8 protein-coding genes are annotated in these 12921 nt (G+C 34.5%); 3 read left to right on the top strand and 5 right to left on the bottom strand.

Features of this window, described 5'->3' with window-relative positions:
• The first annotated feature begins 15 nt into the window (after positions 1-15).
• The 3 genes from AB3G39_RS00650 to AB3G39_RS00640 all read left to right on the top strand — a co-directional run bounded on the left by AB3G39_RS00650 (position 16) and on the right by AB3G39_RS00640 (position 5632).
• Positions 16-1611, top strand: coding sequence for a RagB/SusD family nutrient uptake outer membrane protein (locus AB3G39_RS00650; RefSeq protein ID WP_369769637.1), 1596 nt, complete (start codon positions 16-18; stop codon positions 1609-1611).
• A gap of 20 nt (positions 1612-1631) precedes the next feature.
• Positions 1632-2711: a SusE domain-containing protein gene (locus AB3G39_RS00645; protein ID WP_367773247.1), complete on the top strand. Its 1080-nt coding sequence runs from the start codon at positions 1632-1634 to the stop codon at positions 2709-2711.
• Positions 2712-2773: 62 nt separating this feature from the next.
• Positions 2774-5632, top strand: a complete 2859-nt coding sequence (locus AB3G39_RS00640; protein ID WP_369765779.1) for an alpha-amylase family glycosyl hydrolase — start codon at positions 2774-2776, stop codon at positions 5630-5632.
• 113 nt (positions 5633-5745) lie between these two features.
• Here the strand turns inward: AB3G39_RS00640 and acs are convergent, their stop codons facing one another.
• From acs to AB3G39_RS00615, 5 genes are read right to left on the bottom strand one after another with little or no spacing between them, the layout of a single operon-like run.
• The gene (gene acs, locus AB3G39_RS00635) at positions 5746-7653 is read right to left on the bottom strand and encodes an acetate--CoA ligase (protein WP_367756809.1); all 1908 of its coding nucleotides are present in this window, start codon (positions 7651-7653) and stop codon (positions 5746-5748) included.
• 26 nt (positions 7654-7679) lie between these two features.
• On the bottom strand, positions 7680-9581 hold the full coding sequence (locus AB3G39_RS00630; protein WP_369765777.1) for an acetate--CoA ligase: 1902 nt from the start codon (positions 9579-9581) through the stop codon (positions 7680-7682).
• Between the two features lie 18 nt (positions 9582-9599).
• The gene (locus tag AB3G39_RS00625; protein ID WP_367756813.1) at positions 9600-9962 is read right to left on the bottom strand and encodes a response regulator transcription factor; all 363 of its coding nucleotides are present in this window, start codon (positions 9960-9962) and stop codon (positions 9600-9602) included.
• The gene (locus AB3G39_RS00620) at positions 9959-12670 is read right to left on the bottom strand and encodes an ATP-binding protein (RefSeq protein ID WP_369769636.1); all 2712 of its coding nucleotides are present in this window, start codon (positions 12668-12670) and stop codon (positions 9959-9961) included. The genes AB3G39_RS00625 and AB3G39_RS00620 overlap by 4 nt, the downstream gene beginning before the upstream one ends.
• Entirely contained in the window at positions 12663-12857 is a 195-nt protein-coding gene (locus tag AB3G39_RS00615) for a hypothetical protein (RefSeq protein WP_369753026.1), read from the bottom strand. The genes AB3G39_RS00620 and AB3G39_RS00615 overlap by 8 nt, the downstream gene beginning before the upstream one ends.
• Positions 12858-12921: the final 64 nt, after the last annotated feature.

Below are 12921 nucleotides of genomic sequence, written 5' to 3'. Positions count from 1 at the left end.
CAAATAATAAGAAAAATGAAAAATATATATAAACAACTATTGGGTATTTCTTTGTTACTGTTGGTCCTTACATTTCCATCATGTACCAATGATTTAATCCAATCTCCAGACAACGGAGATTCGGTTTCTGGTGATGAGTTTTTCAGCACGCCGGAATCGTATAAGCAAAATTTGGCCAAACTATATGCAGGTTTTGCCACTTCAGGGCAGCAAGGTCCTGCAGGAAAACCTGATATTTCAGGAATCGACGAGGGAACAAGTCAATACATTAGAGGGTATTGGATGATGCAGGAATTAACAACTGATGAGGCAGTTATAGGATGGAATGATGGAACTATTAAAGATTTTCATTCACAATCATGGACATCTTCGGATAGTTTTATTAACGCTACTTTTGCTCGTTTCTCTTTTCAAATTGTGAACTGTAACGAATTTTTGCGCCAAACTACTGATGAGAAATTGGCAGCTAGAGGTGTGGATGCAACTTTAAAAAGCGAGATTGCTACTTACAGAGCTGAAGCCCGTTTTTTGAGAGCAATGACGTATTGGCATTTGATTGATACATTTGGTGCTGGGTCATTAGTTACCGAAGATTCTCCAACTAATTTTTACTATCCAGATTATGCTACTAGAGCAGAATTATACAAATTTGTTGACGAAGAATTAACTGCAATAGCAGGGCAATTAAAAGCGCCAAAAACAAATGAGAAGTATCGTGTAGATCAAGCTGCTGATTGGATGTTACAGGCTAAATTGTATATGAATGCAAAAGTATATATTGGTGTAGATCATTATGCTGAAGCAGTGCCGTTAATTACTAAAATAAATGGATCAGCATATAGTCTACATGCAAATTACAACCAATTGTTTTTTGCTGATAATGATAAAAATGGAGCTCAAAACGAATTCATTTTTGCCATTGCATTTGATGGTATTCATACCCAAACGTATGGGGGAACAACTTTCTTAACTCACGCTGCAGTAGGCGGTTCAATGAATGCTGCACAATTTGGTATTAACGGTGGTTGGGCAGGAATAAGAACTACAGCTGCTTTTGTAGATAAATTTGACGCAAATACGGCTGATACACGTGGACAATTTTATACAGACGGTCAAACTAAAGAAATAAAAGATTTAGGAACTTTTACGGATGGATATGCAATTCAAAAATTTAGAAATGTTGATGTCAACGGAGTACAAGGTTCTGATAAATCTGGAGATTTTTCAGATTCAGATTTTCCTATTTTCCGTTTAGCAGATGCATATTTAATGTATGCTGAATGCGCCGTTAGAGGTGCAGCAGGTGCTAATATGGTTACTGCAACAACATACGTTAACGCTTTACGTACAAGAGCAAAAGGAGCAACAATTTCTGAAGGTGATTTAAACCTGAATTTTATTCTTGATGAAAGAGCAAGAGAATTGCACTGGGAAGGACATAGACGAACGGATTTAATTCGCTTTGGTAAATTTACTGGTGGAGCTTATTTATGGCCTTTTAAAGGTGGAGCCGCTAGTGGATCTCCAACACAATCGTATAGAAATTTATTCCCGATTCCTGCAACTGCATTGGCATCAAATCAAAAGTTACAACAAAATCCTGGATACTAATAATTTAAAAAATATATAAAATGAAAAATATAACTAGATCAATAATTGCTTTATTTGCGGTAGTTGCTTTGTCATGTAGCGTTGAAGACGTTCAAGATAGACCAGTTATCGAAGGTGTTGATTCACCTGTTTTAACAGCTCCAACAGACGGGGTGGCTTACATATTGACTCCAGAAAATGCAGCTGCACAAGCGGAACGTTTTACTTGGAAATCAGCTAATTTTGGAGGAGATGTTCAAGTGAACTATGTAGTCGAAATGGACACTAAGGGGAATGAATTTAAAACTCCTAAAGAAATAGGGAGTGCTTTGCCTTCTGATAATCAAGTTTCGGTATCAGTAGAATCAATGAACGGTGCTGCATTGGCACTTAATGCTACTCCATTTTCTCCTTCTGAAATGGAAGTTAGAATTAAAGCAACTGTAGGAACAACAAATATGTTTTCTAATGTAATTGGAATTGTTGTAACTCCTTATACTACCGAAAGCCCTAAATTATGGGTTCCAGGAGGATATGCAGAAGCTTCTGGTTACGCTAAAGATTGGGATCCTGCTTCATCTCCTAAATTAGCTGCTTCGGGTTATGGAAAGGTTGATTTTGAAGGGTACATTAATTTTAATGATGCTAATGCTGAATATAAATTTACTAGCGCTCCTGCATGGTCACAACCAGGAGAATATGCTGCTGGAGCTACACCAGGAACATTATTGTTATCTGGACCTGATAATCTTAAAATTCCTGCTGCAGGATTTTATAAAATGGAAGTTGATACTGAAAAATTAACTTACAAAGCCACTAAACAAGTTTGGGGAATTGTAGGTAATGCTACACCAGGAGGTTGGGATGCTGATACGCCAATGACTTATGATAAAGTTACAAAAAAATGGACTTTGATAGCTACTTTAACTACTCAATCAGCTCCAGATAATGGAATGAAATTTAGAGCTAATAACAATTGGGATTATAACTTTGGTGATACTGGAGCCGATGGAACTCTTGAAGGTGGAGGTACAAATATTGGAACTACTGCTGGGACTTATTTGATTACTTTAGATTTAAGTAACCCTAGAGCTTATACTTATACTATGGTTAAACAATAATATTTTTTAATATTTGAAAAGGCTATCTTTACGGTAGCCTTTTCTATTAAAACCAAAAAACCATGAAGAAATTTTTACTTTTATTATTACTTTTTTTAATCTCCTCATTAAGTTTTGCGCAATTTACTAGTAACCCATCACCTGCAATCGCAAATGGAATCGTTACTCTTAATTTTAATAAAACAGGAACTACTTTAGCTACTTATTCAGGGACAATCTATGCGCATATTGGATTGACGGTGAATGGAACAAGATGGCAAAACGTGAAAGGTACTTGGGGAAATAATACTACACAACCCAAATTAATTTTGGTTTCTGGAACTACTTATAAATTAGATTTAACACCTGATTTATATACCTATTTCGGTGTTCCAACGACAAGCTCTATTACTGAGATATGTGTGGTTTTAAGGAATGATGCTGGAAATATGCAAACCGCTGATACTTTTTTTAATGTGGGAGCCTTTCAAGCGACATTGACCTCTCCAACTGAAAATAGCTCAACAATAATTTCATCAGGTAGCAATTTTACTATCAGCGCATCTAATACTGGCGGAAATGCAAGTTATAATTTGAAATCAAACGGTTCAAGTATTAATACAAATGGTGCAACTGCAAATTATACTTACAGCCATACTAATATAACTGCAAACCAGAATTATGTATTGGAAATTACGCAAGGAGCCACTTCAGTTTTAAAAAAGTTTTCGGTTATTGTAAATCCAGGAGCAGCATCTGTGGCAATGCCTTCGGGATTATTAGATGGAATTAATTATAATTCAACGGATCCTACAAAAGCGACATTAGTTTTAGATGCTCCATTGAAGGATTTTATATATGTTGCGGGGACCTTTAACGATTGGCAACCTAATTCTAATTATGCAATGAAAAAGGATCCAGTATCAGGAAAATTCTGGTTGGAATTGACCGGATTAGTTTCTGGAACGAATTATAGTTACCAATATTGGGTGGGTGAAACAACCCCAATTGCCAATTCTCCAGCATTAGTAAAAACAGCTGATCCTTATTCGACATTAGTTCTTTCTCCTTATGACGATCCTTATATTCCTTCTTCAACTTATCCTAATCTTCCTGCTTATCCAGTAGGCCAGGAGAGAGAGGTAACTGTTTTACAAACGGGTCAAGCTCCCTATGCATGGAGTACGGCAACTACAAATTTTGTAAAGCCAGAGAAAGAAAAATTAGTTGTTTATGAAGTTTTAGTAAGGGATTTTGATACAAATAGAAATTTTCAAGATTTGATTAATAAAATTGATTATTTCAAGAATTTAAAAATAAATGCAATTGAATTATTACCCGTAATGGAATTTGAAGGTAATGAGAGTTGGGGTTACAATACCTCTTTTCACATGGCTTTGGATAAGTTTTACGGACCTTCAAATAAATTAAAAGAATTTATTGATTTGTGTCATCAAAACGGAATTGCTGTTATTCTTGATGTAGCTTTAAATCATGCTTTTGGAAGAAATCCAATGGTAAGGATGTGGATGAATGATCCAGATGGGGATGGCTTTGGAAGCGCAACTGCCGAAAATCCTTATTTTAATACAGTAGCTAAACACAGTTATAGTGTTGGTGAGGATTTTAATCATACTTCTTTATTGACAAAAAATTATGTAAAAAGAGTGGTGAAGCAATGGATTGAAGAGTACAAAATTGATGGTTTTCGTTGGGATTTAACCAAAGGGTTTACGCAAAATTGTACTGCAAATGATGAGTCTTGCACAAATGCGTATCAAGCGGACAGAGTTGCGATTTTGAAAGATTATGCGGATTATTCGTGGAGTTTGGATCCAACACATTATACTATTTTTGAACACTTAGGAACAGATACTGAGGAAAAGGAATGGGCAAATTATAGAATTACTGAATCACCTAGTAAAGGGATAATGATGTGGGGAAAGATGACTGATCCTTACAATCAATTGACTATGGGATACAATTCTAATAATGATATTTCTAGAATGAACAGTACGGCTCATGGATTTACTAAAAATAGATTGATGGGTTATGCTGAAAGTCACGATGAAGAACGATTGATGTATAAAAACATACAATATGGGGCTAATCTAAATGGTTATAATGTAAAAACACCAAGTACTGCTCTTACTAGAATGTCAGCTTTAGGTGCGGTTACATTATTAGTTCCAGGACCAAAGATGATTTGGCATTTCGGAGAATTGGGTTGGGATTTGTCCATTTTTTCTTGTAACAATGGAACAGTAAACACTTCTTCTGATGCAACGGCTGGAGATTGTAAACTAGATATTAAACCACAACCACAATGGGTTAATAATTGGTTAGGGGATGCTGGCAGAGGTAAAATCTATACAGATTGGGCTAAAATGATTGCTTTAAAAATAAATGAACCCGTTTTCGTAGGTACTGCAACTATGGCTAGTGGGACTTCGCTGACTCCAAATATTAAGATTACCAACAGTGCTTTGGCATCGACTCAACTTAAAGATGTGTTAATTTTGGCTAATTTTGACCTGTCAGCTCAAAATGTAGCAACGGGCTTTCCATATACTGGAACTTGGTATAACTTGATGGATAATACTTCTATTAATGTTACAAACGTTAGCGCTACAATTAATATTCCAGCTGGAGAATTTAGAATATACGGAAATAAAGTGGCTGCTTTGGCAATTGCTAATTTCGAACATAAGGATAATTCAATTTATTTGTATCCTAATCCAGTCGAAAATTACTTTACACTCAACAGTGATGTAACTAAAGTAGAAATTTTTTCTATTACAGGACAATTGATGAAGAGTTTCAAAACGAATAAAAATGCTACTTTTCAATATGGGGTAAGCGATTTAGGTCAGGGAATATATGTTGTGAAAGCGTATACCGAAGAGAATCAAGTGAAAGTTATGAAGTTTATTAAGAAATAATTAAGTTGTTTTGGTTTGTTTGAAAAGCTGTTCTGAAAAGACAGCTTTTCTTATTTATAAAAAAAGCGACTTCATGAATGAAGTCGCTTTTTGCTATAATAAAAATTATAAAATTAAATTTTGCCGTTTTTTATTTCATCCACAATTTCAGGATTTAATAATGTAGAGGTATCCCCAAAATTAGAATAATCTCCTTCGGCTATTTTACGAAGAATCCTTCTCATAATTTTTCCTGAACGTGTTTTGGGTAGACCAGAAACAAATTGTATTTTATCTAACTTGGCAATTGGACCAATTTGATTTGAGATTTGTTGGTTGATTTCTTTCATCAAATTTTCTCTGTCGCGAGATTCCCCTGATTCTTTTAGAATAACATAACCATATAATGCATTTCCTTTTATGTCGTGTGGGAAACCTACAATAGCGGACTCAGCAACTGCTGGGTGCTCATTGATGGCGTCTTCAATAGGAGCTGTTCCTAAGTTATGACCAGATACAATAACTACATCATCTACACGACCCGTAATTCGGTAATACCCTACTTCATCACGTAAAGCACCATCCCCAGTAAAATATTTGCCTGGAAAGGCTGAAAAATAAGTTTCTTTATAGCGTTGATGATCGCCCCAGATCGTTCTGGCAATTCCTGGCCAAGGAAATTTAATACATAAAGATCCTACTACTTGATTGTCTTCAATTTCATTTCTTTTTTCATCCATTAATACCGGTTGAATTCCGGGTAATGGTAACGTGGCATAAGTTGGTTTTGTTGGGGTAACAAATGGGATTGGTGAAATCATGATTCCTCCCGTTTCTGTTTGCCACCAAGTATCTACCACGGGACATCTTTTATCTCCTACATGATCATTATACCAGTGCCAAGCTTCTTCATTGATTGGTTCTCCAACTGAGCCAATTACTTTTAAAGATTTAAGTGGGAATCGTTGTACATAATCTAAGCTTTCTTTTGCCAAAGCACGAATTGCGGTAGGAGCTGTGTAAAATTGATTTACTTGATGTTTTTCGATAATTTCCCAAAAACGACTAAAGTCAGGATAGGATGGTACGCCTTCAAATATAACTGTAGTTGCGCCATTTAGTAATGGTCCGTATAGAATGTAAGAGTGTCCGGTTATCCAACCAATATCTGCGGTACACCAAAAAACATCGTTCTCTTCATAATTAAATACATTTTTGAATGTGTAAGCAGTATAGACCATATAACCTGCGGTAGTATGTACCATTCCTTTTGGTCTTCCAGTTGAGCCAGAAGTATAAAGAATGAATAAAGGATCTTCGGCATCCATTATTTCAGCAGTATTGTTATCTGATGCTTGATCTAAAAGGGGTTGCAACCATTGGTCGCGACCTTCTTTCATTTTTATATCCGTTTTGGTTCTTTTTACCACTAACACTTTTTCGACACAAGTAGTGTTTATTAAAGCCTCGTCAATAATCCCCTTTAAGTCAATTGTTTTGTTACCACGATATCCACCATCTGACGTAATTACCATTTTGCAATCACTGTCATTTATTCTAGTTGTTACAGCTGAAGCCGAAAACCCTGCGAAAACAACAGAATGAATGGCTCCAATTCTAGCACAAGCCAGAGTGGTAATAGCTAGTTCAGGAATCATGGGTAAATAAATACACACGCGATCCCCTTTTTGAATGCCTTGATCTCTCAACACATTTGCCATTTTACAAACACGTTGATGCAATTCAGTATAAGAAATATGTAATGCTTCTTCTTTTGGATCATTAGGTTCAAAAATGATAGCCGTTTTATCACCTTTTTTTGCAAGATGTCTGTCGATACAGTTTTTAGTAATGTTTACTTTTGCATCTTCAAACCATTTTATTTCGGCTTCAGCCATATTAAAATCGACAACTTTACTCCATTCTTGGTACCAAGTGAAGTTTTCTGATGCGATTTTGTCCCAGAATTTTTTAGGTTCACGAACTGATTTTTTATATTCTTTAAAGTATTCTTCTAGGTTATTTATTTTGTAACGACTCATTTTTGTAATTTTTAATATAGTTAGTGTTATTTTTTATTATAAATGCCAATCTCATATTTTATTAAAATAGCATCGATTTCCTCAACTATAGCCTCGTCGTCTATAGTAGATGGAATTTGGAAAGAATCACCGTCTGCAATACTACGCATTAATTTTCTTAAAATTTTCCCCGAACGTGTTTTGGGTAATCGTTCTACAATCACTACGTTTCTTAATGATGCTACTGCTCCAATTTGTTTTCGGACTAATTTTATAATTTCCTGCTCTAATTGAAAATGTTCAATATCTTCATTTAACTTTGTAACTACAAGAGCTAGAGGTATTTGTCCTTTTAGTGCGTCGTTTATTCCTATTACTGCACACTCAGCAACGGATTGATGGGATGAAACAATTTCTTCCATTTCAGAAGTGGATAGGCGATGCCCTGCTACATTTATAACATCATCGACTCTTCCAGTGATAAAAATGTAACCATCATTATCTTTGTAACCACCATCTCCAGAGAAGTAATATCCAGGAAATTGGGTTAAATAACCCACTTTAAATCTAGGGTTGTCATTCCATAAATCAAGTAAGGTTCCAGGAGGTAAGGGTAATTGTATAACTACATATCCTTGTTCATTTGGGCCAACTTCTATTCCTTCCTCATTAAATATTTTAATGTCATACCCGCACACTGCTTTACCTACCGAACCCGGTTTAACTGGTAATTGTTCTATTCCCATCATGTTAGCTATCATAGGCCAACCCGATTCTGTTTGCCACCAATGATCAATCGCGGGAACAGATATGTGTTTTGAATACCATTCTAAAGTAGCAATATCACAACGTTCACCAGCTAAAAATTGTGTTTTTAAAGAACTTAAATCGTATTTTTTTATAAAATCGCCATTAGGATCTTCTTTTTTGATAGCTCGAATTGCAGTAGGAGCGGTAAACATGGCATTCACTTTGTGCTCTGCAATAATTCTCCAAAAAGTGCTTGCATCTGGCGTTTTTATAGGCTTTCCTTCGAAAATGACAGTAGCATTTCTATTGATTAAGGGGCCATAAACAATAAAACTGTGACCCACAACCCAACCCACATCTGAGGCCGCCCAAAACACTTCATCTTTTTTTGCATTATAAATGTATTGCATTGAAAATTGCAGTGCTACAGCATAACCACCAGTATCTCTTACCACTCCTTTCGGTTTTCCCGTTGTTCCAGATGTGTATAAAATATATAAGGGGTGTAAAGTATTTACAGGAATACAAGGGGTCTCTTCTGAGCCATACACTAAGGCATCATAATCAACATCGTATTTTTTAAACGGAACTTTAGCGCCTAATTTTCGATTGAATACAATTACTTTTTTAGGTCTATGTGATGCTAATTCAATTGCTTCGTCTACTAATGGTTTGTAGGTTATGAGACGGTCGATTTCAATTCCTGAAGAAGCAGTAATAATTAGTCTAGGTTTACAATCATCAATTCTAATTGCCAATTCGTGCGGAGCAAATCCGCCGAAAACAACCGAATGTGTTACTCCAATTCTGGCACATGCTAGCATTGCAAAAGCGGCCTGAGGAATCATAGGCATATAAATTATAGCCGTGTCTCCTTTTTTTAATCCTAATGATTGCATGCCTCCAGCAAGTTTGGCAACTTCTGTTTTGACTTCTTCAAAAGTATATTTTTTGACTGTTTGAGTTACAGGAGAGTCATAAATTATTGCCGTTTGATCTCCATAGCCATCCTGTATGTGTTTGTCTAATGCCAAATAACAAATGTTCAGTTCCCCATCTTTATACCAAAGCGGGTAGCCCTTTTCATCTTTTGATAAAATTATTTGTGGTTTATTGTACCACTCAATAGTATCTGCTTGTGCTGCCCAAAATTCTTCGGGCCGCTTAATGCTTTTATTATAAAAATCGTTGTAATTCATGATTTGGTTACTTCTAAATTATTGCAATAAATCGTGTACTTGTTCTACTAATTTTTTTAATGAAAAGGGCTTGACTACATATAAATTAGCACCTAATGAGAGGCCTTTTTCTATGTCTTTTTCTTTGTTTTTTGCAGAAAGGAATATCACTTTGCAATTTTGTAATCGATCATCTTTTTTTATTTGTTCTAATGTGGCAAAACCGTCAACCAGTGGCATCATTACATCGAGAATGATTATGTCTGGTAGTTGGTTTTGTAAAATGTCTAAGGCTTCTTGACCGTCACGTGCTATGAAAACTTCAAAATTATTTTTTTTGAAAGTATACTCCAAAGACATAACAATATTAGGTTCGTCATCTACAATTAAAATTTTCTTCATGGCAGTGTAGTTTCAGTAGTATTGTAATTAGGTAATGTGAAAATAAAAGTGGCCCCATCGGCATTTGTCTTTTTGGCCCAAATTTTCCCTTTGTGATGTTCAATTATTTGTTTGCAAATGGCTAGGCCTAAACCACTTCCAATGGGTTTTTTGACATTTTGGTTTCTAGATTGATAGAATTTATCAAAAATAGCTTCAAAATCTTCTTCTTTAATTCCTTTGCCATTATTGTGAATTTGGACTTCAATAACATCTTTATTTTCGACTATAGTAATGGTAATTTCCCCTTCTTTTTCAGGGCAAAATTTTATAGCATTCGATAATAAATTGTGAATTACTTGAACAATCCGTTCTTCATCATAAAAGGCTTTTATTTCTTTTTGAGCTTGATGAAATTCTACCTCAATATTCTTATTTTTTATCAATTGTTTTACCGATTCTATAGTATTTTTTATTGTTTTAGAAATGTTGTTTTTTGATAAATACAGTTTTTGTTTCCCAGTTTCAAATTTCTCTAAATCCAGAATTTTATCGATTAAACGATTCAATCGATCGGACTCGGAAATAATATTTTGCAAAAATCGTTTTTTCAATTCTTCTGGAATGTCTTCGTCATCATGAAGGATTTCACTTGCAGCTCGAATGGCTGTAATTGGTGTTCTTAATTCATGTGTGACTGTGTCAAGAAATTCATCTTTTTGAATGTCTTTATTTATTAATTCTTGATTGGCATTTTTTAACTGCTGGGATATTTTTTTTAATTCATTCGAAGTATCCGTTAGTTTTTTATTGATGATAATATTTTCTTTTGACTCTTCTAGAATTCGAAGTACTTCTGGCAAACTGATTTTGTCTTCTTTAATTACACTTGATATTAAAATTTTGGCGGAAGCCGTACCAATATGACCCGTTAATAAGTTTTCAGCAAATTTTATAAATCGAGCATCGGCTGTTGTAATGTTTTTATCGATATTGTATTTTAAATTAAAAATAGTAAGTGCACGTTTGGTTCTTTCTTCACCCAGGAAACGTTGCAACACTTTTTGAATGTCTGATATGTATGCCGTTCCTTTCCATACAAAAGCATTCTCATGATTGGTGATGTATTTGTCAATATCGACAAACATTTCGGCATAATTGCGTTCTCTGTAATTTCCTTTAAAACTTACAGAAATGGCAGCATAGCTCATTAAGTTGAATAATAAACTCCAAAAAACTGCATGCGGAATGGGGTCTAAATAATTTAATCCAAAAAGCTGGAATGGTCTCAGTAGTCCAATGCCCCAAGGTCCTTCTTGAATAAATAAGCTGGTCGATTTTGTAATTCCAATAGCATATGGAGCAAGAAGTGTATAACAACAAATAGTGAAACCAAGTATAATTCCAGTTACAGCACCATTTTTAGAACCTCTTTTCCAGAATAGAGCACCAAAAAAAGAAGGGGCTAATTGTGCAATAATCACAAAAGATACTAATCCAATAGATACCAATGTATAATCCAGAATAAAAATTTTATAGATAGCATATGCCAAAAGGATAAGTAAAAAAATACCTATTTTTCTACTGTTTAGGATTCGTTTACTGTTTTTTTCTTGTAAAGAATTTTCTAAGGAACCTATGAATCCATAAGGAATTAAAAGATTGTTGCTAAGCATAGTAGCTAAGGCGATAGATGAAACAACAATCATTGATATTGCCGCCGAAAACCCACCAAGAAATACTAATACGGTAAGCGTACTATTATTGAAAAATTGAGGGATTAATAAGGAATACGTATCTGAATTTAATCCTTGTCCTTCAAATAAAATATTTCCTCCCCAAGCAATTGGGAATACAAAAATATTGAAAAGTAATAAGTACAATGGAAATAACCAAATCGCTGTTCGAATATGAGTTTCTTTATTGTTTTCAATAATTGCGGTATGAAACTGTCGAGGTAATAGAAAAATAGCAAACATGGATAATACACAAAGAAAAAACCAATTAATGCTTTCACTCAACCCGCCGATAGAATTTTTTTTCTCAAAATTTTCAAGAATAGCTGCTTTAGTGTAAATGTCCTCAAAACCATCATAAACAAAATAGGTTACGTAAATCCCGATGATTAAAAAGAAAACTAATTTTAAAATAGATTCTATTGCTACTGCCGTTACTATTCCACGTCTTTTTTCGGAGGCATCTACATAGCGCGTCCCATAATAAGAAGCAAATAATGCCAAAGCAAGACAAACATAGGTAGTGGTATCATTGAAAATATTAGAATTTGATTGTGTTTTAGTGACAATATGAAAAGTATCTGAAATCGATTTTAGTTGTAAAGCGATATAGGGAACAATCCCAAAAATGCAAATCAAGGTAACTAATGCTCCTAGAAATCTACTATTCCCATAACGAAGGGAAATAAAATCGGCAATACTGGATATTTTATTCACTCTTGAAATTCGGATAATTCTCTTGAGGATAATCATCCAAGTGGGTATAATTATGATTGGACCTACATAAATTGGTAAATAACTTAATCCTGAATTTGCAGCAAGACCTATACTGCCATAATAAGTCCAAGCAGTACAATAGACAGCTAGTGAAAAGGAATAGATGTAGGGATTGTTTGTCCATTTAGAATGGCTTCTTTTTTCTGCCCAATAGGCAATATAAAAGAGTATGGACACATAAAGTGCTAAAATAAATAAAAGACCTATACTACTCATAATATTTTTTTATGATTAGAAAGGTTATAGCAATTGAAAAAAGCCAAGCCGAAAAAATATAGATATACACGATTGGAAAGCCAAAAAGGGGTTTTGAACTGTCAAATAAAAGTAAAAGAGGAATGTTCAATACTAATAACATTAGTATTGAAAGGATAACCAACTTTTGTTCGTGTCTTTTTTTCATATTAAAGAACTTTTTGCTCTACAACAGAATTAGTGTATCACCATCTTTATGCCTTGTTTAATAT

Source organism: Flavobacterium sp. WC2416, assembly GCF_041200095.1.
GTDB lineage: Bacteria > Bacteroidota > Bacteroidia > Flavobacteriales > Flavobacteriaceae > Flavobacterium.
This window is presented reverse-complemented; position numbering and strand designations above follow the sequence as displayed.